Below are 24,154 nucleotides of genomic sequence, written 5' to 3'. Positions count from 1 at the left end.
TAAAAGTACCACGAGTTTCTTTAGCCCGCTTACGGCGAATACCATGATCTGGTAAGTCAGTTAAGCTAATCTCTAAGCGGCCTTGATCACCCCAGTTAACCGGTGAATTTCATTAAAGATAGTAGTCTTACTAAAGCCCAGGTAATCAGCGATATATCGAAGAGATCGATTTTCATGACGAAGCGTTTCGATGACAATGCGGTCTTCAAATGATAAAATAGTGGTGCCCATAAAGGTCCTTCTTTCTAATGGAATGTTGTGACGACACCATTAAAGACCTTTATGGGTTTTTCTGTCCACTAATATGTTCAACTTAAATTTTACAATCTACCATATACTAGCTTCAAACGATTTACCAAAGAAAGGATTGAGTATAATGACTGAAATCACAATTGATATCGTCCGCCACGGGGAAACCTACCTGAACCAATTGGGCCGGGCCCAGGGCTGGATCGACATGGAGCTGGACCCCCACGGTTTAGAGCAGGCCTCCGCAACCGGGAAGGCCCTGGCAGATACCTACTACAACATTATTATTTCTTCTGACCTGAAGCGGGCGGTTCAAACGCGTGACCGGATCATTAAGCACCTCAAGCACGTTCCCGACGTTGCCTACACGGACAAGACCTTCCGTGAGGTGTTCTTCGGCTACTTCGAAGGGCTCGATTCTGAAGCCAACTGGCGGACCATTGCCGTTCAGCATGGCTACCAGGACCACGATGACATTATCCGTCACGAGAGCCTGAAGTCCGGCCGGAACATGATGCACGACATGGACCCAACTGGTCAGGCGGAGAGCTACGACGAGATTATTGCTCGTTGGCGCCGGGGTCTTAAGACGTTGGTCAATAAGGCCGACGATGGTGACCGGGTCCTGCTTGTTACCCATGGAACATTTATTCGAACGATCGCCGATGCCCTCGGGGTCGACACTGTTGGCAACTTCCCAACAAACGCCGGGGTAACCACGATTACGGCCAATGAGAATGGGGCCAAGATGGTTGAATACAACAAAAAATTCTAAATCATAATCCGGGACATTAACCAGATCCCGTGGATTAAAATAACCGTTCAAAATCTCGTCAGGAAATTTTGAACGGCTATTTTGTTTGGTTGCAAAGTCTTATACCTATTAGTCAGCAAGCACGCGTTGGATATCCTTATCAGTGGTGACAAACTGCTTCCAGCGGGCGGCAACATTTTCAAAGGAGTACCTGGCGGCAACTTCCTGGGCGTGGTCGGCGTAGGATTCTAGGGTAGCGGGATTGCTGAGGAGTTCGTCGAGAACCGTGTACAGGGCGTGGAGATCCCCCTCCGGCAGCAGGCGGCCGCTAACCTGGTCCTTAATAATCTCGGCGGGACCGTAGTTGATGTCGTAGCTGATTGCCGGGCAACCATGTCCCTGGGCCTCCAGCAGGGCCATCGCAAAGCCCTCGTATGAGCTGGTCAGCACTTCGATCTGGGCGGTTTCGTAGACCTTAGTGAGATCATGCTGGTAGCCGCAGAAGTGGATGTAGTCCTCGGCATGATTGTCCTGGACGAGCTTTCGCAACGAATGAGAGGTGGCGTAGTTGTTCCACCCATCATCGTAGCCATAGATCTTCAAGTCAACCTCGGGGTGCTTCTGTCGCAGGGTGATCACCGTGTTGATCAGGTGATCGAGCCGCTTGACGTTGGTTAGCCGGGCGACCGCTACCAGCTGCCCCGGCGTCCGCTGACTGAACGGAATCTTCTTTTGCAGTTGCGTGTCGGGAATGTAGGTGACCGGGATACCGTAGCTGGCCTTGGTGGCGAAACGCTTGCCGGCATCAGCGGCCTCCTGCTGGGTGGCCGAAATCAGGCCGGAAAGGTGGTGGTCAGCCAGTGCTTGCTTGACCGGCTCGTAGACGGCAAACAACTTACCGTTGGGTTGGCCGTTCTTGGTGAAGGCGGAGTGGAAGACCTGGTAGCGGGGCAGATCCTCCTTCATCAACGTGAATGCCTTGAGCGTGTAATCGGAACGGTCGCTGATGAAGACGGCCCGGTCATCGGCAGCTGCCAGCCGGTCCATGAAGTAGGCCCGCAACTCGTCCTCGCTGTCGAATTCCCACAGTTGACCCTGGTCATGAAGCTGGATCAGGCAGAGAACGGGGACGTTGCCCTCGCCACCGCGGTAATGGTAGGTGATTTTAGGACGTCCTTGGCCATCATAGTATTGCCGAGTGACCACCCGGGCCTTGTCTTCGAAGAACTCGGTATAGGTCAGGCAGCCGTTGTCGTAGTAATCCCGCCGGTCGGTGAAGCCGAACTTGTCGCGGTAGTCGACATAGTAGAGCCGGTCGTTATTGAAGTGGGCGATGATTCGCTGCTTGCCGTCCCGGCTGGCGACAAGGTTGTTGACTGTCAGTCCGGGCTGGTGGAGGAGGCGGTTAACCAGGGCTTGGTCATTGTTTGCATACTGAAAAGGCAGTTGCTGGAAATATTCGAAGAGGTTGATGACCCGACCGGTGAAGCCCAGCTTCTCGGCGGCCTCGTGGTGGGCCCAGTTATACTGCAGGGTGACGATCTTGGAATCGAGTTTGAGGCAGTCGAAGATGTGCATCCGCTTGACCTGGGCCAGCTCAATGACCGACGTCAGCATGTCTTCGCGACTGGTAAAAAAGTAAAACATTGGCTTTTTCCTTTCTGATTTGAATCGTTTTAATTGTTTAAAATTATAACCGATTTTGGGGACGGCACGGTGCCGGGATGGCGGCTTTTACTAATAATTTAAAGAGGGGACAAACGGCAACGCATCCTTGACAAATTTAACAATCATGTTAAGTTAAGAGTGTGATTGAACAAACGGGGAGCTTGCAGACAGGCTGAGAGGAGACTGAGCGTCTCGACCCAATGAACCTGATTTGGATAATGCCAACGTAGGAATTAATAGAGCGACCAGGATCATAAAAATGACCTGGCCGCTTTTTTGCGTGTTATCCACATCTGAAATTAGAAAAGGATGGTGGAAGTTTTGCAACGACAAACAAATTTGACGGAGAACGGACTGATCTGGTGCGGGGCCGGGATCTCAATCGCCGAGATCCTGACCGGGACCTACCTGGCGCCGCTGGGACTATGGAAAGGACTGGCGGTGATCATCGTCGGGCACATCATCGGCTGCCTTTTGCTGTTCCTCTCCGGGGTGATCGGCGGGCAACGGCGGCTCAGTGCGATGAATGCTGCCAAGATCAGCTTTGGCCAGCAGGGCAGCAAGTTCTTTGCTCTGCTTAACGTCCTCCAGCTGGTGGGCTGGACCGGGATCATGATTTACGACGGGGCGGTCGCGGTCAACGGGATTTGGCACTTTGGCCAGGCAATCTGGGCAGTCGTCATCGGCATCCTGATTGTCGTCTGGCTGCTGGTTGGGATCCGGCACCTGCGCTACTTCAACATTGTGACGATTAGTATCCTGCTGATTCTGACCGCCATTCTCTGCGGCGTGATCTTCGCCCATCACCAGGTGAGTCCAGCCAGCGGGCACTTCACCTGGGCGCAGGGGATGGAACTGGTGATCGCAATGCCATTGTCATGGCTGCCGCTGATCAGTGACTACACCAGTGCTGCCCAACGGCCGGTGGCGGCTAGTGGTGTCGGTGCCTTGGTTTACGGCTTGACAAGCTGCTGGATGGCCTTCATCGGCCTGGGTGCGGCACTGTTGACCAATGATATTAACATTGCCACAATTATCCTGCGGGCTGGCCTGGGCAGTGCCGGACTGATCATCGTGGTCTTCTCGACCGTGACGACAACCTTTATGGACGCCTACTCGGCCGGGGTGTCTGCCGAGACGATTGTTCCCCGCTGGTCAGGCACCGCGACGGCCATCGTGGCGACGGTTCTCGGAACGATTGGGGCGCTGACGTTGCCGATGGACAATTTCAGCAACTTCCTCTACCTGATTGGCTCGGTTTTCGCTCCGATGATTGCCATTCAGATCACCGACTGCTTTATCCTCCACGTCGACCGGCACCAGCAGAGTTACTCCTGGCGCAACCTGATCATCTGGCTGGTTGGATTTGCCCTGTACCGCTGGCTGATGACGATTTCCTGGCCGCTGGGGAGCACGCTCCCGACGATTGCGGCGGTGATTGTCTTGACCTGGCTGGTCGCCTGGTTTAGCAAGCGCGGGCGTGTTGAAAGAGCATAATAATAATCGAATTTACAATGAGAAACTCGGTACCGTTTAATTGCGACGGTACCGAGTTTCTTTATTAGTGCCTTTAGGCCTGGTTGAGTACGCGAGCGAAGCGAGTGTGCGAAACAAAAAACCACCTGCTTTGCGGGTGGGCGACAAATATTATATAAATAAAAACCTCTTTTGCCTTAAAATGTAGGTGTTCAAGCCAAAATTAATAAGGGAAAAGAGGTTATTTAAATATGGCTAATAAGTTAAATAGATTAGCCCATACAAAGTGGCTATGTAAGTACCACATCGTATTCATTCCAAAGTATAGACGGAAAATAATTTATAATCAATATCGACGAGATTTACAAGATTACATTAGGCTGTTATGTCAATATAAAGGTGTAAAGATCATTGAAGGGCATATGATGCCGGATCACGTACATCTGTTGTTAAGCATTCTACCGGAGTTGAGCGTATCGCAATTTATGGAATATTTGAAAGGGAAAAGCTCATTGATGATGTTTGATCACCACGCTAACTTAAAATATAAGTTCGGCAATCGACATTTTTGGGCAGAAGGCTATTACGTTAGTACAGTAGCCTTGAATGAGTTCACAATTCGGAAGTACATTCGAGATCAAGAAAAACATGACCAGGTAGTAGATAAACTAACAACGGTTGAGTATTCCGACCCTTTTAAGGGTAGGTGAAGTAATAACAACACTGCTTAAAGCAGTAGCGAAGTAGTCAGAGCATTTTGGCTTGGACGAAGGAAAAGCCAGCGCCTTGAGACGCTGGCTTATCTTTGCGGCTTATAGCCGCTGTGCAAACCACCCGTTTTACGGGTGGTTATGATTTAGTTGATAGAGTGGTGGAAGGTTTGCTGGTAGAATTTGCGGGCAACCAGCTCAGGGGTTGCTACGAGGTACCTGCTGATCTGTGCGCCGTTCTCGTCCATGACCTGGTCAATATCATCTGGGGAGAGTTGACATGCTTGGTAGAAACGGATCATTTCTTGGCGGAATTCTTCTTCATTTGGCATTATCTAGGCCACCTTTACTAATACTTGCTGGTTCTGATCGACGTGAAGCTGGACTCGCTGCCGGGCCTTGAGCTGCCCCTGGAGAATCATGGCGGCGATCTTGCTGGTGATCAGCTGGTCAATGCCGCGCTGCAGTGGTCGTGCGCCCTTAGCGGGATCGGCGTACCGGTCGACAATGTATTCCAGGACCGATTGATCCCAGTCCAGGGTGATATTCTTTTCCAGTAATAGTTGCCGCTTTTGGCCGAGCAGGAGGTCAGCGATCTTTACCAGGCTGTCTTGGGTCAGCGGGTTGAAGATCACCGTCTTGGTCAGGCGGTTGATAAATTCGGGGGCAAAACGCTCCTCCATCGCCCGCTGGATGATGTCGCGATTGATCCGGTTGGTTTCCGTACTGCTCGTGGCCCCGAAGCCGACTTGGTTGCGGAAGACCTTATCGGCACCAATATTGGAAGTCATGATGATAATTGTGTGGCTGAAGTCGGCGTGAAGTCCCATTCCGGGGAGGAAGCTGCCGTCGTCCATAATGCCGAGGAGGAGGTTGAAAATTGCGCTGTTAACCTTTTCGATCTCATCCAGCAGGATGCAGCAGTGGGGATGGCTGACCACGCCCCGATAGATATCAGTTGAGAGGCTCGCTACCCCCATGGTTGAGAGGTAATCTGGCATGTTGAAGCGGAGGAGGGCTTTATCGGTCCCGAATACCTCCAGGGCTAGCTGCTTAGCGGTTTCCGTCTTCCCGGTCCCGGTGATCCCGGCAAAGAAGAAAGTGCCGATCGGTGCCCCGGGCTTGCTGAGCCCCGCCTTGGCCACCATCAAGGACTGGGTCAGACCATCGATCGCCTCATCCTGACCGATCACGTGCTGCTTCAGACGTTGAGCAAGAGTCAGGATGGAAGCTTCGTTAGCTGTCCGTTCCCGCTGGGCCTTGGCTACGTCAGTCTTGCTGAGCGGCCGGCCGATGATCTCTTCGGCCGCGCTGACAATGTCGTTGACGGTCACCTTGGTGTGGTAACGGTGCTTGGTGCGGTCATTTCTTGCCAGGGCGAACTGGTCCTGCAGGCTGTCCAGTTGCTTCTTAAGCTGGTCGACCTGGGCGGTGTTGAGGCTCTTTTGCTCCGCTTGGTGCAACTTAGTGCGTAGTTCAGTGAGGCGCTGAACGTAGGAGTCTTTAGCAGCTGAGCCCTGGTCATGGTGCATTTTAACCAGCGCCCCAGCGTTATCGAGGATTGTCAGGGCCGAGTCAGGCAGGGCAACGTCAACGTAGGTCTGGGCAAGATCGACGGCCAGCTGGCACGCAGCGACAGAGTAGTTGACGTGGTAGTAGTTTTCATATGGCGTGATGGACCGCTTAATCACCGCATCGGTCTGCGGGACAGTCAACGGCTTCACCGTAATATTTTCAAAGCGCCGCATCAATGCTTTATCTTTACTGAAGAAGACCTGGGCCTCCAGTGGCGTGGTAGCCCCGATCAGCTGGAGGTCACCACGGGCCAGTGCCGGTTTCAGCATGTTGATGATGCCGGAGCCAGCGTGAAAACGAAGATTCTGGATCTCATCGAGGAAGAGGATGACGTCCTTCTCGGCGGATAACTCGGCAAGGAGCTGGTTGATAACTTCGATAGCCCAACCAGAGAACATCAGCTTGGAAAACTTGTCGGGATCCAGGGCGATGATCCGCTTGCCTGCCAGGGATGGCAGTTTTCCTTCGGCAATGCGGGTGGCGACTCCTTCCGCGATGGCCGTTTTTCCGACCCCGGCTGGTCCGACTAAAAGGGCATTGGACTTTTGCCGCCGGTTAAGAATCAGGGCGAGGTGGTCAATCTCATCCTGCCGACCTACCACTGGCGCCAGTTTGTGCTCCCGGGCCAGCTTGGTCAGGTCCCGACCGTATTCCTGGAGGAGAAAGTGGTCGCCGCGGTCAAGCTGGTGCATCAGACTATTGTAGTGGTGTTCCCGGCGCTTGCGATCAGCCGTGTGCTCGCCATCGGCAAACCGAAACTGGTTGAGTTTATCCTGGACAATGTTGGTGTATGCTTGGGCGTAGAAACTCCGGTACTTGAGAATGAGGAGCTTGAGGAGGAGCCAAAAGGCATTGCTGTCCTGAAGGTCAACGATGCCGACCAGGATGCCCTGGGTTTGGATGACGTCGCTCTCCTGTTGATCGACGAGGGCTTTACCATACCTTAGGCCGTGAAGAACGTAGTCGGAAACGGTGTATTGCCGGTCCGCAATCATGATCAGGTGCTTACCGGGTTCATTGATCAATGGCACTGGATCCTTCTTAATCCGATCCTCAAACGGAGCACTATCACTCATTCCAGCATAATGAAGGGACGGGTCCGCCGCATCGTGTTTTTCAACGTGGCGGGCTTTATCGAGCTCCCGGCGGACATCGATCCAACTGATGTGACGGTCAAGGAGCGCGGTGCCGGCCCCCGTGTCGTTGATTTTGGTAAAGGCCAGCACAAGGTCTTCGGTCGATAGCGCCGCAGCATGGTGGGCGTCCGCAACCTTCTTAGCGGTGGCAAATGCTGCTTGTCCTTGGTATGTTAAGCTGAAATTCTCCATAAAATGGTCCCTCCTGAGAAGTAATTCGTATAATATCTCCAACGGCATCAAAATATCATGGAAGAACTTATGAGATATTTCAATGACAATTATTACTATATCACAGGGTCGCCAAAAAAGTATTACTTTTTCAGGAAAAATCTAAAAATATCTCATAGATTTTTGCGGCGGCGTGGGGTATATTTAATAGTGGAGGTGATTTTTTGGATTTAGAGAAAATTATTCTCGAGTTGCAATCAAGAGTCCTTTATTTAAGTGAAAAGGTTGACCAATTGAGCAGCCGGGTCGATGAACTAGCGGCTGATGAGGTGCCGGCGGATCCGACTAGCAATACTCAGTCAGCATCGACTCGTAAAACTAAAATCAAGGGTAAGATTTCTAAAAATGAACTGGTAGCTGGCGTCAAGGCGGCTTTGGCGGGGCAGATCCCAGCAAATAACATTCGGAAGGGAACCCGCCGGGAAGGCTCCGGTATCATCATTTCCAACGGTGACCGGCAGCTCAAGCTTTGCCTGCGGGGCTCTGGCTACTATGGCAAGGAAGACGTCAGCGAACGAATGGAGTACACGGGTTTCTCAACCATTAACGAAGCCACCATTATGGATGAAGATGGCCGGATGAATTATGATTTCTTCGTGTTCGGCATCAACCACAGCGATGATCCCGACCAACCACATGTGGAGTTCTTCGTTTTTGACCAGGCCCAGTTTAAGCACCTGCTGGAGCAGAAGAAGGCTAACGGTGCCAACCGTGTTTACTACTTCTACTTCGGAGAAACGACGGATGGTCATTACATCGACGACCGCGAGCGCGATAAGACTGTACTGGTTGATGACGAGCACGGTAACTGGGACGCGGTTGTTCGGCAGTACAATAAATAAGATATGGTGATTTTGATGAATAATGAGCAATATGAGAAAGCGCCAAATAATGCGGCAGTAATCAGTGAAGCTGAGAGCTTCAAGCCAATAACATATAGCAATAAAAGATACCCAGCAGTTGAGGCTTTTGAAACTCCTTATGAGGATGTTGCATACGCTAAATTAGTAATTAATGAATATGGCCACCATGATTACGTAGCGATTGGTCTGAATCCTAAGGGCGATTTGAAACAATCAAAGATAGATTATCTTCTCAAAAACGCAGGGAAAAAGCCCTTACTTGATCCTAGGGGTGTTTGGAGTAAGACAATTAAGGCGATAAAAAGAATTGATCCTGATCTACGTTATCTATACATGCTGGATATCATTCCATTGCGAACACCGAATCAAGAGACCATTGGCAAAAAAATAATTTCTGAAATGAAGGACGATGCGCTGGACGCCAACCTTAAATTTATTAAGTGGTTTATCAAAAAAACTTCTATTCGGGGTATTTTACTAAGTACAGGTATACCGCAATTCTCAAAAGGACTTCCAAAAGAACTCTCAAAAGAATTTAAAGATAAAGTTCGTAAGATGCAGCAGAAAATTATCGATGATAATCATCCCAAAATCTACTTTAGTATGATTACGATTACTGGTGGCAGTTTCTTCTGTAGCTTTTCACAAAATACAACCAAGATAATTTCATATGCAGATCTTGTCCAAGGACTCCAGGATGAATGTAAAATTCAATCAGAAGAGACTGACCTAACAGATGTGGATCTCAAGTTTGAAGATGGCTATATCATTTATAGTGATAAAGAAATCCGTAATAAGAAAATTGAGATCAACAAAGATGTTCAAAACATTTGGAATGATGACAAGGCTAAATAAATACCGATCCCGGCGACAGCGTTAATTAAACCGCCCAGTCATGCCCGGTTATGGTATAGTTAAGGTAATTCTTTTAGCAAAGTGAGGGAGAAAAAATGGCTAAGTACACAGTTGAATTAAGTGAAGAAGATTTGCAAATGATCAAGGACTGCCACTCCAAGAACCCTTCTATCATGAAGGCCATGGAGGAAGCCAAGAAGGTTGAAGACTAAGCCTTGACTGTAAGGACGCACTCAAATGGGTGGGTCCTTTTTTGTTTCTATCACCAGAAGCCGGACCCAATATAGTATAATTAGATCGTAAGCAATATCACCTGAACACTGAGGGGGAATGCCTAAATGGAATATGTAGGAAAGTCGCCTGAACTCTGGGCAGCAATTGACAGAGAAGAACAACGTCAGCAGGATACGATCGAACTGATCGCGTCGGAAAACATTGTCTCAAAGGAAGTGCGCGAGGCACAGGGATCCGTCCTGACCAACAAGTACGCGGAAGGATACCCCGGCAAGCGTTACTACGGTGGATGCCAGTACATTGACCAGGTTGAACAGCTGGTCATCGATTACGCTAAGCAATTGTTCGGGGCCGAATACGTCAACGTGCAGCCGCACTCCGGCTCTCAGGCCAACATGGCGGTCTACCAGGCCCTCCTCAAGCCCGGTGACAAGATCCTCGGAATGGGGATGGACGCTGGTGGTCACCTGACTCACGGTGCCAAGGTCAACTTCAGCGGGAAGGTCTACCAGTCCTTCAGCTACGGCTTGGATCCGGAAACCGAATTGCTGGACTACGATCAGATCCGCGCAATTGCGGAAAAAGTTCAACCCCAGCTGATCGTGGCAGGGGCCTCGGCCTACAGCAAGATCATCGACTGGCAGCAGTTCCGTGAAATTGCTGATGAGGTTGGTGCCTACATGATGGTCGACATGGCCCACATCGCCGGGCTGGTCGCCACGGGTGCCCACCCGAGTCCGGTTCCGGTGGCCGACGTGGTAACCACCACGACCCACAAGACTTTGCGGGGCCCACGGGGCGGGATGATCCTCTCCAAGTCAGCTAAATTAGGGAAGAAGATCAACTCGGCCCTCTTCCCGGGAACTCAGGGTGGCCCGCTGGAACACGTGATCGCGGGGAAGGCCCAGGCATTCTATGAGGACCTGCAGCCGCAATTCACCGACTACATCAACCAGGTCGTAAAGAACGCGGCCGCCATGGCTGACGAATTTACCAAGTCCGATACCGTGCGGGTTGTCTCCGGGGGAACCGAGAACCACCTGATGATCATCGACATCACCAAGACCGGGCTCACTGGGAAAGAAGCTCAGGACCTGCTGGATTCGGTTCACATCACGACCAACAAGGAGTCGATTCCAAACGACCAGCGGAGCCCATTTGTCACCAGTGGTTTGCGGATCGGGACGCCGGCAATTACTAGCCGGGGCTTCAAGGAAGCTGATGCTCGGCAGGTAGCCGACCTGATTGTCAAGCTCCTGAACAACTCGACAGACCAGGCAGTCATTGACGATGTCGCGGCCCAGGTCCACAAATTGACAACTAAACACCCAATTACTGAATAGGATAAACGACCGGCAGCAGATAAAGTTGGCGGTCGTCTTTTGTACTGATGCGATGAGGGATCACGTTTTTAGCACAAGGCCGCGCCTCTAGCCCGATGATGTGATACAATAACTATGAATGCTGTAAAACAGCAGCAGATCTAATCAGGCCCGGGTGCGGCCCAGCGGTGATCGCCTGACCGCTTAAAATTCTAATCAGAATAGCACTTAGTTAAGATACAAAGGAGAGTTTTGACATGATTCAAACAATCGATTTGAAAAAGGGTATGGTCTTTGAACGTGATGGTAAGCTGTTAAAGGTTCTGCAAATCAACCACCACAAGCCAGGTAAGGGTAACACGCTGATGCAGATGGACATCCAAGACCTGCGTTCCGGTTCCATCGTTCACACCACGATGCGTCCTTCCGAAAAGGTTGAACAAGTTAACGTTGACAAGCGTTCTGCTCAATACCTTTACGACGAAGGTGACAACGCGGTATTCATGGACCTCGAAACTTACGACCAATACACTTTGAGCCATGACCTGCTGGGTGACGACAAGAACTACCTTGTTGAAAACATGAAGGTTACCCTGAACTTCGTCAACGGCGACATCATCGGGGTTGAACTGCCAACCACGGTTGAATTGACGGTTGCCCACACTGAACCAATGATCAAAGGTGCTACCATCGATGGTGGTGGTAAGCCTGCTACGATGAACACTGGTTTGGTTGTTAACGTTCCAGCCTTCATCAAGGACGGCGACAAGCTGATCATCAACACCACTGATGGCAGCTACAAGTCACGTGCTTAATGTGATCTTAAACATCTAAATGACGATCAATAAAATGGCTCCTGAGGCCTGGCTAGTCCAGCCTTCGGGAGCCGTTTTTTCGATTGATGAATGGGCGCGGCGGGGGTAGAATTCAGGATAGCAAGGTAAATAAGAAGGAGGCTTTTCATGCAGGGGGCACTGCACTTTTCAACAATCACGGACCAGTCAGCAATTGACAGGTTGACCAACGCAATGTTTAGCTGCCACCTCTTGATCGTGGGACAGACGGGGAGTGGCAAGACGACTTCGACCCTGTCGCTGTTGAGCCAGCTTCAGCAGCTGGACCAGACCGCAATTATTCTTGATCCCACCGGGGAATACGCGAAGCTGCCCAATGTCATCATCTACCGGCTGGGGGATAACTGTTATCTCGAGGCGGGCTGGCTGACGGTTGACCAGCTGTTGGCCGCCCTGCAGCTCCGGGTTAGCTCCTTGGTGCGGACTAAATTACGGCAGGCGATCACCGACCTCCAGATTCAGCATAATATTTATAGCGAGCAGGGAACCTACCGGCGATTGGGCAGGCGACTAGCCAGCTACCGTGAGGACGAGAATCAGTTGGGTGCCTGGGCGAGCGACTATCCACTGACCGATCTCTTTGCCCAGTTGATCGAGGAGTTCGTAATCCCGTATGCCGATGACCGGGCCGACTACACCCTCTTAGGGCAGCAGTACGATCGTGCAGCCATCAACCGGGCCTGGCCGGTGCTGACGGCCATTCATGACCAGTTGGCCAGTCCGACTTTTCAGGCCCTCTTTGACACTGGCCGCCATGCGGGGACGATGAAGAGTGAACTCAATTTCATCCTCAAGATGTTCCTTCATCACCAGAGCAGTCAACGTACCCTGGTGATTGACCTGTCGTTGCTGAAAAATTATGAAGGCAGTCAGCACCTCATTATCTCCCTGCTGCTCAAGGAGATCCTCCGTCTCCGATTGCGTGATAACGCCGGTTTTCCGGTTAACGTGGTCATCGATGAAGCTCACCGCTATCTTCCGCAAGATGAACACGCGCTGGCCGACAACGGCATCTTCCAGCTGGTCCGGGAGGGACGCAAACTGAACCTCAAGATGATCCTGACGACCCAGTCGCCCCTCGACCTGCCGGCACAGTTGCGCGCCCAGTTTGGCGATCTACTGGTCCATCGCCTGCTTGACCAGACCGAGACTGCCAGTCTGCCTGGCGTTAAGCTGGATCCAGCGGTCACCAGCCAGTTGCCGGTGGGCAGTGCCGAACTCTGTGTACTCGGCGAATCGCCGGCGCTGGTCCGGGTAAACCTGCCGCAATGGTGGAAGGATGGTGGCCGTCATGAGTAGGGGGCTTAAGCTGGCCCTGTGCTGTCTGCTGATGGCGGGGGCGACAGTTGTGGGCACGGTTCAACAGAACTGGGCAAGCATCAGGACACCGCAACCGGCTGATAGCAGCACCCCAACCATCTTTGTTCATGGAATGCCCAGCAGTTATCATTCCGAAGTTAAGATGGTCCGTACAATGATTGATGCCGGAACTACAACCCCGGATAACGTCGTCCTGGCAACCGTTTCTTCGCAAGGGGAGGTGGTCTTTGATCATGCACTGCCGCCGCACCCGCATAACCCGATTATCGAGGTTAACTTGGAAAACAGCCACGAACGGAATGATCATGTAGCGGCGGCGTGGCTGAAAAAGGTCGTGGTGGCTCTCCAGCAGCGGTACCATTTCCAGCGGGTCAACTTTGTCGGGCATTCCAGCGGTCCCTTGTTGATCCTCTGCTACATCATGGATAATGCCAATGATAAGCATCTGCCGCAAGTCGCCCGGCTGGCTTCGCTGGGCGGGGCCTTTAACGGCGCATTGGGAAAACATGACCGGCCCAATGCGATGGAATTATCGCCGGATGGGTTGCCGCTGACCCGCCAGGTCAAGGAGTACCGGGAGCTGCTTCCGCTGCACGAGATGTTCCCCCGGCACATTCGGGTGCTTAATGTCTTCGGTGACCTCTGCGACGGCAGTAACTCCGACGGGCGAGTGGCCAACAATTCCTCGCGGGCGATGCGCTACCTGGTGGCCGACCGAGCACGTTCTTACCAGGAAGTCCGGATTACGGGGGCGAATGCGGACCACAGCGGGTTGCATAATAATAAGAAGGTCGATTTCTACCTGATTCGCTTTTTGTACGGTGAAGATTGCTGATTCAGATGACAAAAACTTTAATGTTATTTTATTCACAAAACAAAATATACATGCGGCAAGGGAAACCGGGCCGGTTATGTAACCAAATTGTAAAGAAAAAAATTAAAAATAATTGCCGTCATGTGCTTTACTTCACATTGCTAAACGATTATAATGCTTCTAGCGAATGAATGATTTGCTCTTTTTTAAGAACAAATGCCTTTTTAGTACCAGAATGAACCACACATCCTTTTTTATCCAATTAACATCAACAACCGAGCGTGGTTCGTACTAAAAATGTGCACATAAATAAAAAAGATAACTTGTGTTGTGGTAAGCGCAGGTTATCTTTTTTTGCTATTAAAGCAGGTGTTGTTCCTTCATTAGCTGGCCGATCCAGTTGTGCTGGAGCTTATTCAGCAGTGGCTTTTCGATCATCTTTGGAATTGGGAGGTCAATGTCTTGGAGCGGCTTCTTGTCGTTCATGTAGTACATGGCCCGCATCAGATCCCGGATATCGTAGATGGAGTTGAAGACCTCGGGAACACCCCGGTTAACGTCCAGCAGGGTGTAGACAGCTTCCATGGCCGTCCGGACCGAGTATTCAGTGGTGAAGACAGTGTCCCGGCTTGGCGACTCAGCAAAGTTGCCGATGAAGGCCAGGTTGGCCGATCCCGTTGGCACAACCGCCGGCCGGTCACCTTTAACCCGTGGCATGAAGTAAGAAGTGACAAACGGCATGTAGACAGGCACGGTGTTGATCGAGGATTCGTCAGCCAGCTTGTCGATCAGGGCCGTTGGGACGCCGAGGTGGTAGAGCCATTCCTTGGTGATCTCCTCACCGGTACAATCGACGATCCGTTTCTTGATGTAGTTCCCCTTGGTATCAGAGTAGAGGCCGTAGATCCAGACGATCGTTTCGTTTGGCTTCTGCTTCTTGAAGTGCGGCTGACGGTGGATCGTCCAGGAAAGCATCCAGTTGGAGTCGGTGACGGTGATGATTCCACCGGTGTTGACCTTGCCGTCGTGAAGGTCCCGCTTGGTCAGCCGTTCAATGTATGGTTCCACTTGCGGATTCTTGACAGTGGCGGTTGCTGAGATGAACCAGGACCGTTCTGGCAGGTTCTTGCAGAAGACGTCAGGGTGACCAAAGGCTGGTGACTGCTTGGCAATGTTTTCCCAGAGCTTCCAGCTGCCGCCAAGGGCCCGGGTTGGCTTGGCAGCCTCATGATGACTGCCATACGTGGAGCTTTCGGTGATGGAACCGTTGGTGACGAAGACCAGGTCGTCATCGGTCAACTCGATCTCCTTATGCTTGCCATTCTGGGTCATGATGATCCGCTTAGCGTGCTTCTCGCCGTCCTTGGTGTCGACCAGGACGTTTTCCACCTGGGTGTCGTAGTCGAAGTGAACGCCGTGGTCCTTGAGGTAGGCCAGCAACGGTTTCGTCATGGATTCGTACTGGTTGTACTTGTTGAACTTCAAAGCGGTGAAGTCCGGCAGACCATCGATGTGGTGGATGAACCGCATCATGTAGCGCCGCATCTCGGCTAAGGAGTGCCACTTTTCGAAGGCAAACATGGTGGACCAGTACGTCCAGAAATTGCTTTCGAAGAAGTCAGCGGAGAAGTAGTCACCAATTGTCTTGTCCCCAAGCTGGTCTTCAGGAGTCAGCACCAACTTGGTGAGTTCCTTGATGGACTTCTTCGACAGGAGGTATTTCCCATCTGATGGGACCTCGTTACCACGGTTGTAGGTCAGCCGGCAGTTGGAACTGTTCGGGTCATCCTTGTCGAGCCAGTAGTATTCGTCTAGGTAGGAGGCACCGGGGATCTCCAGGGAAGGGATGGACCGGTACATGTCCCACATACACTCGAAGTGGTTTTCCATCTCCCGGCCACCCCGGGTCACAAAGCCGACATCCGGCCGCTCCTGACCATCGAGGGAACCACCAGCGATTGGCAGTTCTTCCAAGATGTGGATCTGGTCGCCGGGAACCTGACCATCACGGACTAAGAAGACCGCGGCGGACAGGCCCGCCAGCCCGGCACCGATGATGTAGGCATGCTTCTTATCGGCCCCCGCTGGCTTGCGCGGCCGGGCAAAGGCTTCATAGTTTCCGTTAGAATAATACATTAGGAATTGCCCCTTTCTATGATGACACAACAACTAACAACTTAATTGTATGGTAAGCGCTTCCGGGTGTCAATTTGTCACCGGGAAGGGGAGTAATTATGGACCAAAACGCTTATAATGATGATGACTAAGAAGTGTGGGTGAAATTATGATTGAAATTAATGGGCGAAGATATTCGTTTCCCAAAATTCTAACATTTGGCTTCCTGATAATGATCATCTTGGGGACCATCTTCCTTTTGATGCCGATTGCGACGCGGCCGGGCCTGCATACCAGCTTCATGACGGCCTTTTTTACTTCGACCAGTGCCACCTGTGTGACCGGGCTGACCCTGGTAAGCACGGCCGAACACTGGACCCCCTTTGGCCAGGTGGTGATTGCCATTCTGATGGAGGTCGGCGGCCTGGGCTTCATGACCTTTGCTGTCATGATGTCACTGATGATCCGGCGACGGATGCGGATGTCAACCCGGCTTTTGACCCAAGAAGCGCTAAATCTTGACCACCTTTCGCAACTGAGTGTGGTCTACCTGATTATTCGGCTGTCGATCCTGATTCAGCTGGTCGGGGCTGTCTTCTTGTTCTTTGACTTCTACCCGCGTTACGGGTTGAAGAAGGGAATCTGGTACAGCATCTTCCATGCGATCTCGGCCTTCTGTAACGCCGGCTTTGACCTGTTCGGTAACAGCATGGAGAACTATGCTAACGACCCGTACATGCTCTGCATGCTGATGGTCCTGATCGTGGCGGGGTCTTTTGGTTTCCTGGTCTGGAAGGATATCCTGGGCTACCATAAGTACCACCACTTGTCCCTGCACACCCAGTTAGCGTTGCGGACGGGAGTGGTGCTGTTTATCCTGTCTTTCCTGGTTTACCTGATGACTGAACACAATCTGGCCCAGCTCAGCAGTACCATGTCGGCCCCTAAGCGGCTGTTAAATACAGTTTTCATGGCAGTGACGCCGCGAACGGCCGGACTGATCACCTTCCCGTACAATAAACTGAGTGCGGCGGGGCTGAGCTTTACGATTATCCTGATGTTCATCGGGGGGACGCCGGGGTCAACGGCCGGTGGGGTCAAAACCACCACGGTCGGTCTGCTGGCCATCCAGAGTATCGCCACGCTACGGGGGCAAAAGGATACTGAATTTGCCCATCGGCGCTTCACCCGGGAAAACATCTACCGGGCCCTGACCCTGATGTTTGTGGCCCTAGTGATCCTGTTGACATCCATCTTACTGTTGGTTGAAACTCAGGCCCTGCCCAAACATGATTCCCTGTCCTACGTCACCTTTGAGGCGGTGGCAGCATTCGGGACGACCGGGATCTCGCTGGGGATCACTCCGCAGCTGAACTTTGTTGGTCAGGTCATCATTATGGTCCTGATGTTCATCGGGCGGGTCGGCATCTACACAGTGATGTTCTCGATCTTTAACGCCCAGCCGAAGACGAAGAGTTACCATTATCCAGAGGAGAGTGTTTTAATTGGCTAAAAAGGAAAGCTACGCCGTGATCGGGATTGGACAATTCGGGGCCTCCATCTGTGAGTCCCTGGTTCGTGCCGGTCAGGAGGTCCTGGCGATTGATATCAATGAAGATGTGATCAACGAGCTGGCCAACTCGGTCATGCGGGCTGTCGTGGCAGACGCTCAGGACGAGGATGCCTTGCGGGAACTCGACATTGGCAGCTTCGACCATGTCTATATTTCAATCGGGCAGAACATCGAGGCCAGCATCATGGCAACCCTGATTGCTAAGGACCTCGGGGCAACTGACGTGACGTGCCGGGCGGAGAATGCCAACCACACCCGGGTCCTGGAACGGGTCGGCGCCGACCGAGTTGTCCGGCCCGAGCACGACCTGGCCCAGCGGTTGATCTTTCAGCAGCTCAACCCCAGCGTGGTCGACTATGTTACTCTGAGCAAGGAAACGACCCTGGCTGAGGTCAGCATCGATAATCCTAAGTTCGCAGGCAAGACCTTGGATGAGCTCGACTTTCGCAACAAGTACCACGTCAACGTCATCATCATTGTCGGGGCTGATGACCAGGTCAATCAGATGCCCCAGGCCAACGATGTCATCCAACTCCACGATAAGGTGACCGTGGTTGGCCAGCTTACAGATATTCAGAAACTCAACGATATTGTTAATTAGGGGAAGAGAGAATGAAACTACGGGGAATTAATGTTGTGACCATCTTAGCGGTGGCCTTCTTGGTGATTGTATTTGGCTTGCTTGGGACCTTCGTCAGTCACCAGTACTGGAACTTGATTTGGCTGGTCCTGCTGCTAGCCTGGACACTGATCCTGCTTCATACCCTGACTCAGGGCCACTTGAAAATTTGGCAGGCGCTGGTGGACCGGATGGAGTTTGGCGACCATGACCGGGTGTTGGACCTTAGTGCCGGCCGTTTGAACGACCTGCTTTTGCTGGCGAAGAACCTGCAGGCGCCGGCCAAGGTAACCGGAACCGGTGACTGGCACCAGGATCAACAAGCTGTGCAGGCCCGGATCAACGCCGCCATGGTAGCCGACCGGGTCCAATTGGTGGATACCGACGTCTTCAACATGAATTTTCCGGACCGCAGTTTTGATAAAGTCCTGGTTGACCTGGCCTTTCATAACATCAGTCCCGCCATCAAACACAACCGGGCAGTTCAGGAAGCGGCCCGGGTCCTGAAGGCCAATGGAACCATGGCGATCGTGGATTTTGCGCACGTTGATGAGTACCAGCAGATGTTAGCTAATCTAGGCTTCGATGATATTCGGGTGGTCAACACCGGCTTTAATGGCTGGTGGGGCGGCCCCTGGACCACAACTAAGATGATTGTTGCCCGGCATTTCCGGCAGAGGAGGTAATTAAGATGAAGTATCTAACAATTGATGGTGAACGCCTGAGTCAGATTGGAATTGGCGGAGCGGACCTCGGTCGGCGTCCGATCGACGAGGTTCAGGCCATTCATTATGGTTTGGAGCACGGGATTAACGTGGTCGATACCGCGGAGAGTTACCCGGGAAGCGAGGAGCTGATCAAGTGGGCGATGACCGACATTGACCGGCAAAAGGTCTTCCTGGTCTCCAAGGTTCTGCCAAGTCACGCTACCCCTGAGCAGGAACGCCGGAGCCTGGAGGGCAGCCTGAAGCGGCTGGGAACCGACTATTTAGACCTCTACTTGCTCCACTGGCGGGGCAATGCCGACTTAACTCAGGCGGTCGCCGGTCTGGAACAGCTTAAGCAGGAGGGACTGATCCGCCACTGGGGTGTTTCAAACTTCGATGTCAAGGACATGGAGGACCTGCTCAAGGTGCCAAATGGCGACCAGGTCTTTGCCAACGAGGATCTCTATAACCTGACCAGCCGGGGTGTCGAGTATGACCTCCTGCCATGGCAGGCCGAACACCAGATTGGTTTCCTGGGCTACTCACCATTCCACGCGGTGGGCTGGAACTACCTGCATCCGACCAAGGTTCTGCGCGACATTGCGGCAGCACATAATACCGAACCGTATCCAGTGATGCTGGCCTGGATCACCCGGAACAATAACCTAGTGACCCTGCCCAAGGCAGCGACGGTCGACCACGTGAAGGGCAACATTGCAGCGATGAACATTAAGCTGACAGACGAGGAGCTGGCGATGATTGACCGCGAGTACCCGGCCCCAACGAAGAAGGTTCCGCTAGAGAAAATTTAGTAATAAAAAAGCAAGACAGTGATTGAATAACCACTATCTTGCTTTTTCTTTAGAAGAATAATTTACTCATGATAATCATGAAGACTAACAGGCAGGTGGAACTGATGGCAGCGGCACCGAAGACCGCGCCACCGCGCTTGAAGATCACCCGGAAGTTAACCGACAGACCAGGGGCGGCCATGGCCATTCCCAAGAACACGTAAGCGGCTTGGGCCAGAACATCCAGGGCTGCTGCGGAGAATGGCAGGAAGGTTCCCAGAATACTGGTGAGGATGAAGCCCCCGAGGAACCATGGGATTGGCAGCTTCTTGGGTGCTGCGGTGTGTTCCTCGACACTTTCTTCAACCAAGCGGTGCTGGTACCAGTAACCGACGATTAGGGCACTGGTGCAAGCAGGAGCACCCGCGACAGCTTCATAATCAGGGCGTTGCTCAGGCTGCTCTCGCCAAAGGCACCCCCGGCCGCAACGGCGTGGGCGATTTCATGAAGTGAACCCCCGGCGACGATCCCAAATTGCGGGTCGGTCAGGTGGAGGAGCGGCTTGATCCCGATCTCAATCAGGGTGAAGACCGTTCCCATCACACAGACGACGGCAACGGCCAGGACCTCATCTTCCCGCTTGCGTTCTTCGTCGTTGGTTTCCAGCTGTGGTGAGACCCCCATGACGGCGGTCGCCCCGCAGACCCCACAACCACATGCACTGAGGATTGCCAGTTCAGCGCTGGCCCCAAACTTGCGACTTGAGGTAGTAGGTCAAGACGATGGTCCCAGTAACGGCCACGATGGCCACCAGGATCGTCTTAACTCCGAAGTCAGCAAGCTGCTCCAGGTTCAACCGGAAACCGAGCAGGATGATCCCCAAACGAAGGAACTTGTTCGAGATGAAGCCGACGCCGGCCTTGGCCTCTGTCCGCAGACCGTCTGGTGCCAGCTGCATGGCGATCCCCAGCAGGAGTGCCAGGACTAGGGCCCCAATCAGGTTGACGTAGGGCAGCTTAGCCAGCAGGATTCCCGCAACCGAACAGATAAGTGTCATAATGGTTGCCAGCCAAAATGACTTAGTTTTCATAATTGACATTGTTTTCCATTACTCCCTCAAAAAGTGACAATACCTGTCTAACTGTACCAGAGATTCTTACAGAAACAAGGGTAAATTGGCAAAATTTAGCATGTAATCCCTTTCCAGCCTGCATTTTATATGGGGCGGGGTTAAAATGGTGGTTAGGATTTCAATGAGGGGGATCAGAATATGCAGATTAGCAACGTACAACTAAACCAGCCGCATTCATCACTGGACATCTACCACAGTGCGAGCGATGTGGCCCTGCCGGCGGTGGTGATCATTCCGGGAGGTAGCTACCAGCAGATCAAGGAGCGGGACTCTGAACGGGTTGCGATCACCTTTGCTACCCACGCCTTCCAAGCCTTCGTGGTTCGCTACCCAGTGTTAGAATATCGGGACTACCAGTCTGCTAAGATGGCGGTTGCCCAGGCCTTTGATTATATCGTTGAGCATGCTGCGGAACTGGACGTTAACCCTGACCATTTGGGGGTTATTGGCTTCTCTGCCGGTGGCCAGCTGGCGGCCGCCTACAGTAACCAGCTTGCCACCAAGGCTAAATTTGCCGCCCTGGGCTATCCGGTGATCAAGCCAACCATTGACGACCGGATGGGGGTCAAGACTGAGGACGTTAGCCAGCTGGTGACGGGCCAGACTCCGGCAACCTTCATCTGGGGATCGGTCAACGATGACCTGACCCCTTACCTGGACCACGTCAACGCCTATGCAATGATGCTGGCTCAGCATGGGGTACCGTTTGAACTACATGAATTTGGCACTGGTAACCACGGGATTGCGCTGGCTAACAAATATACGGGAATTGTCAACCGGAACCGGGTCGACCGCCATATGAGTCGGTGGTTCCCATTATTCCTGGAATGGTTTGCGGAAGTAATTGAATAAGATAAGAAGGAGCGTACCGGAAGTCGGGGTTGGCTTCCAATACGCTCCTTTAAAAACAAAAAGGACATCTTTTCAGATGACCTGCCGGCGCGGGCCGAGGAGCTACCTCAGCATCGATTTGCGCACCGAGTGGGTAGCTCCCACTTAAACTACGCAAGATGGGAGGTTTAAGTGGGACACTGGTTCCTGATCATTCTTATTGTACCTAAAAAGCACATAAAAAATCAATTAAGCTCTGATTCGCAAGATGACGAAATAATATTGCTGAATTTAGGCGCTGGCTGCGGCTGGCGCTTTTTTATTTAAAGGGCCTCGTGAACCATCTTGATATGAGGAGTTGAGGCATGGATGTAGGGTTCACCCTCACTGTGGAAACCAAACTTTTGATAATAACCTTCTACCTGAACCTGGGCATCGATCTCAATCTTATTTCCCGGGAAATAGTTACGGATGGTGTCCATGATCTGAGGAAGGAGCTCATTTCCCAGGCCCTTACCGCGGAAGTTGGGCGCGGTGACGACCCGGCCAAAGGTTACCAGGCCGGGCTGCTTCAAAAAGACCCGGGCATAGGCGGCAATCTGCCCATCCAGTTCATCGTAGACATGGATTGCCTTGAGGTCATTGTCGTCAATATCGTTGTGGATCCGTTTTTGTTCGACGGTGAAAACCTCATCCCGCAGTTTGTAAATTTCAAATAGTTTCATTGTTGATAAGTCATCAAATGGCCGTCTTTGCCACATGTTATTTGCCTTCTTTGTGATAGATTAACTAAATTGTAACGCGTTTTGTCGCTACTTCGTCAATAAAATGCTGGTCGTGTTCGATAATTAGCATGGCGGGACACTCCTGCTTGATCAGTTGGACCAACTGCTCCTGGTTGTACGTATCGAGGTAGTTGAGTGGCTCGTCCCAGATGTAGAGTTGGGCGGGAGTCAAAAGCGACCGGGTGAGTTCCACCTTCTTTTGCTGGCCCATGCTCATCTGATCGATCGGCGTGGTGAAACTGGCTCGTTCCATCCCGAGTTTCCGCAGCATGTTCAGCAGCTGGTCAACGGGAAGGTGGTTACGCTGGGCAAAGGCAGTGAGGCTGCCATGCTGGTCAGTGTATTGCTGGCGGACCAGGCTGACCTTGGTCCCATGGGCAAGGCGGATGGCTCCGGTGACCTGATCGACGGGCTGGCCCATGATGGCCTTGATGAGGCTCGACTTGCCGCTGCCGTTATCCCCGGTGAGCAGGACACAGTCATGAGGGGCAACCTTGAAACTGAGGTTATCAAACAGTTGGCGGCCGCTAACCGTTAAGCCCACCTGATCCAGTTCCAATAGTGTAGGGTGTGTGCTGGGGAGCTGGGTGATGGTCAGGGGCGCGACCTCCTCAACCTCCTGAAGCACCCCCTCCTTGTCACTGGCTGCTTGATCGAGCCGCCGGGTCATCGTCAGCGACTTCTTCATCATCTTGGCCCCGATGAAGCCTTTATCGGCGTGGGCGTTGTTTTGTTTTTCGTGTTCAGCACGCTGGGCCCACTGGAGGCGCTGCTGCTTGGCAGATCGGAGCCGCTTGATGTCGGCATGTAGTTGCTCGTTTTGACTGATGGCCTGCTGGTCGCGCCGGCTTTTCTGGGCAAAGTAAGTCGAGTAGTTACCCCGCTCCAGGACCAGTTGGTGGCGCTCGATTACCAGGGTGTGGTCAATTACCCGGTCGAGAAAATCCTGGTTATGACTAGTGATGATAAATCCCTGGTGCTTATTTTGCAGGTAGTCAGCGACCTGTCGCCGTCCCCGCTGGTCAAGATGGTTAGTGGGCTCGTCCAGCAGGGGAAAGCTCCCGGGCTGGGTAAAGAGGGCCGCTAGCAGGAGCTTGGTCTGTTCGCCGCCGCTCAGGGTGGCAAAAGTTTGCCAGAGAATGACCGGGTCGACAGCCATCAAGCGGAGTTCCCGTTCGACCTGCCACTGCTCCAGTTGGGGATTGCCCTTACTAAGAGCTTCCCAGGCAAGGGCGTCGGGGTCAGCAATCGGTTGAGGAAAGTAGGCGAATGGCAGGCTGCTCTGTACCTGCCCCTGGAATTCACACTGATCAAGCAAAATTTTCATCAGGGTTGTCTTTCCCCGCCCGTTGCGCCCCAGGAGGCCGAGCTTCCAACTGCCATCAATGCTGAGCTGACAGCGGTCAAAAAGCGGGGCTTGGCCAGGATAGGCGAAGGTGAGGTTTTTGATAGTGATGTTTCCCATTTAATGATGTTTGGCCGGAAATCCCGTGACTTTAGTCATGGGATGGATAGGCCCCTTTAGCGCCCGTTAGGGCGT

The 24,154-nt window shown here is 52.4% G+C and carries 20 protein-coding genes, 2 pseudogenes and 1 riboswitch; of the genes and pseudogenes, 14 read left to right on the top strand and 8 right to left on the bottom strand.

The annotated features are described in order from the left end of the window. Positions 1-231 (bottom strand): annotated as a pseudogene (locus QOS10_RS06010) (helix-turn-helix domain-containing protein); the annotation flags it as partial. A 145-nt stretch (positions 232-376) separates the two neighbouring features. Here QOS10_RS06010 and QOS10_RS06005 point away from each other — a divergent pair. Continuing rightward, the gene (locus tag QOS10_RS06005) at positions 377-1,024 is read left to right on the top strand and encodes a histidine phosphatase family protein (protein WP_283594436.1); all 648 of its coding nucleotides are present in this window, start codon (positions 377-379) and stop codon (positions 1,022-1,024) included. Positions 1,025-1,132: 108 nt separating this feature from the next. Here the strand turns inward: QOS10_RS06005 and QOS10_RS06000 are convergent, their stop codons facing one another. Continuing rightward, a complete protein-coding gene (locus QOS10_RS06000; RefSeq protein ID WP_283594435.1) occupies positions 1,133-2,650 on the bottom strand; it encodes a glycosyltransferase in 1,518 nt (505 codons plus the stop codon). 164 nt (positions 2,651-2,814) lie between these two features. Beyond that, a riboswitch (TPP riboswitch) is annotated at positions 2,815-2,921 on the top strand. Positions 2,922-2,983: 62 nt separating this feature from the next. Here QOS10_RS06000 and cytX point away from each other — a divergent pair. Both cytX and tnpA read left to right on the top strand, forming a co-directional pair. Next, on the top strand, positions 2,984-4,168 hold the full coding sequence (cytX, locus tag QOS10_RS05995) for a putative hydroxymethylpyrimidine transporter CytX (RefSeq protein ID WP_283594434.1): 1,185 nt from the start codon (positions 2,984-2,986) through the stop codon (positions 4,166-4,168). 230 nt (positions 4,169-4,398) lie between these two features. Continuing rightward, the gene (gene tnpA, locus QOS10_RS05990; protein WP_283594432.1) at positions 4,399-4,857 is read left to right on the top strand and encodes an IS200/IS605 family transposase; all 459 of its coding nucleotides are present in this window, start codon (positions 4,399-4,401) and stop codon (positions 4,855-4,857) included. A 146-nt stretch (positions 4,858-5,003) separates the two neighbouring features. Here tnpA and QOS10_RS05985 read toward each other — a convergent pair whose 3' ends face one another. Both QOS10_RS05985 and QOS10_RS05980 read right to left on the bottom strand, forming a co-directional pair. Next, entirely contained in the window at positions 5,004-5,189 is a 186-nt protein-coding gene (locus QOS10_RS05985; RefSeq protein ID WP_283594430.1) for a hypothetical protein, read from the bottom strand. A gap of 3 nt (positions 5,190-5,192) precedes the next feature. Further along, entirely contained in the window at positions 5,193-7,760 is a 2,568-nt protein-coding gene (locus QOS10_RS05980) for an AAA family ATPase (protein WP_283594426.1), read from the bottom strand. A gap of 203 nt (positions 7,761-7,963) precedes the next feature. On the opposite strand from QOS10_RS05980, the gene QOS10_RS05975 reads away from it, so the two are divergent. The 6 genes from QOS10_RS05975 (at position 7,964) to QOS10_RS05950 (ending at position 14,082) form a co-directional block, all read left to right on the top strand. Continuing rightward, entirely contained in the window at positions 7,964-8,641 is a 678-nt protein-coding gene (locus tag QOS10_RS05975; protein WP_283594425.1) for a hypothetical protein, read from the top strand. Between the two features lie 15 nt (positions 8,642-8,656). Next, positions 8,657-9,517, top strand: a complete 861-nt coding sequence (locus tag QOS10_RS05970) for a hypothetical protein (protein WP_283594423.1) — start codon at positions 8,657-8,659, stop codon at positions 9,515-9,517. Between the two features lie 338 nt (positions 9,518-9,855). After that, complete coding sequence (glyA, locus tag QOS10_RS05965; protein WP_283594421.1) at positions 9,856-11,094, top strand: serine hydroxymethyltransferase; 1,239 nt, start codon at positions 9,856-9,858, stop codon at positions 11,092-11,094. Between the two features lie 236 nt (positions 11,095-11,330). Continuing rightward, positions 11,331-11,888 carry an elongation factor P gene (efp, locus tag QOS10_RS05960; protein WP_283594420.1) on the top strand — a complete coding sequence of 186 codons (558 nt, stop codon included), beginning with the start codon at positions 11,331-11,333 and terminating at the stop codon, positions 11,886-11,888. Between the two features lie 147 nt (positions 11,889-12,035). Continuing rightward, on the top strand, positions 12,036-13,226 hold the full coding sequence (locus QOS10_RS05955) for an ATP-binding protein (RefSeq protein WP_283594418.1): 1,191 nt from the start codon (positions 12,036-12,038) through the stop codon (positions 13,224-13,226). Then, entirely contained in the window at positions 13,219-14,082 is an 864-nt protein-coding gene (locus tag QOS10_RS05950; RefSeq protein ID WP_283594417.1) for an alpha/beta hydrolase, read from the top strand. The genes QOS10_RS05955 and QOS10_RS05950 overlap by 8 nt, the downstream gene beginning before the upstream one ends. 339 nt (positions 14,083-14,421) lie before the next feature. Here QOS10_RS05950 and QOS10_RS05945 read toward each other — a convergent pair whose 3' ends face one another. Beyond that, positions 14,422-16,197: an oleate hydratase gene (locus QOS10_RS05945; RefSeq protein WP_283594416.1), complete on the bottom strand. Its 1,776-nt coding sequence runs from the start codon at positions 16,195-16,197 to the stop codon at positions 14,422-14,424. 148 nt (positions 16,198-16,345) lie between these two features. Here QOS10_RS05945 and QOS10_RS05940 point away from each other — a divergent pair, with 148 nt between their 5' ends. The 4 genes from QOS10_RS05940 to QOS10_RS05925 are packed head-to-tail and all read left to right on the top strand — an operon-like array spanning position 16,346 to position 19,887. Further along, complete coding sequence (locus QOS10_RS05940; RefSeq protein ID WP_283594415.1) at positions 16,346-17,689, top strand: TrkH family potassium uptake protein; 1,344 nt, start codon at positions 16,346-16,348, stop codon at positions 17,687-17,689. Further along, positions 17,682-18,350, top strand: a complete 669-nt coding sequence (locus QOS10_RS05935) for a potassium channel family protein (RefSeq protein WP_283594413.1) — start codon at positions 17,682-17,684, stop codon at positions 18,348-18,350. The genes QOS10_RS05940 and QOS10_RS05935 overlap by 8 nt, the downstream gene beginning before the upstream one ends. Before the next feature lie 11 nt (positions 18,351-18,361). Further along, positions 18,362-19,054: a class I SAM-dependent methyltransferase gene (locus QOS10_RS05930; protein ID WP_283594411.1), complete on the top strand. Its 693-nt coding sequence runs from the start codon at positions 18,362-18,364 to the stop codon at positions 19,052-19,054. Positions 19,055-19,059: 5 nt separating this feature from the next. Then, entirely contained in the window at positions 19,060-19,887 is an 828-nt protein-coding gene (locus QOS10_RS05925; protein WP_283594410.1) for an aldo/keto reductase, read from the top strand. Positions 19,888-19,936: 49 nt separating this feature from the next. Here the strand turns inward: QOS10_RS05925 and QOS10_RS05920 are convergent. Beyond that, a pseudogene (locus QOS10_RS05920) lies at positions 19,937-20,965 on the bottom strand (YeiH family protein). 171 nt (positions 20,966-21,136) lie between these two features. On the opposite strand from QOS10_RS05920, the gene QOS10_RS05915 reads away from it, so the two are divergent. Further along, positions 21,137-21,850, top strand: coding sequence for an alpha/beta hydrolase (locus QOS10_RS05915; RefSeq protein WP_283594409.1), 714 nt, complete (start codon positions 21,137-21,139; stop codon positions 21,848-21,850). 302 nt (positions 21,851-22,152) lie between these two features. Here the strand turns inward: QOS10_RS05915 and QOS10_RS05910 are convergent, their stop codons facing one another. Further along, a complete protein-coding gene (locus tag QOS10_RS05910; protein ID WP_283594408.1) occupies positions 22,153-22,554 on the bottom strand; it encodes a GNAT family N-acetyltransferase in 402 nt (133 codons plus the stop codon). Between the two features lie 64 nt (positions 22,555-22,618). Continuing rightward, complete coding sequence (gene abc-f / locus QOS10_RS05905; RefSeq protein WP_283594406.1) at positions 22,619-24,079, bottom strand: ribosomal protection-like ABC-F family protein; 1,461 nt, start codon at positions 24,077-24,079, stop codon at positions 22,619-22,621. Positions 24,080-24,154: the final 75 nt, after the last annotated feature.

Source organism: Limosilactobacillus galli, assembly GCF_947381495.1.
In the GTDB taxonomy this organism is placed as follows: domain Bacteria; phylum Bacillota; class Bacilli; order Lactobacillales; family Lactobacillaceae; genus Limosilactobacillus; species Limosilactobacillus galli.
The sequence above is the reverse complement of the archived record's forward strand: the minus strand, read 5'-3'. Positions and strand labels throughout refer to the sequence as shown.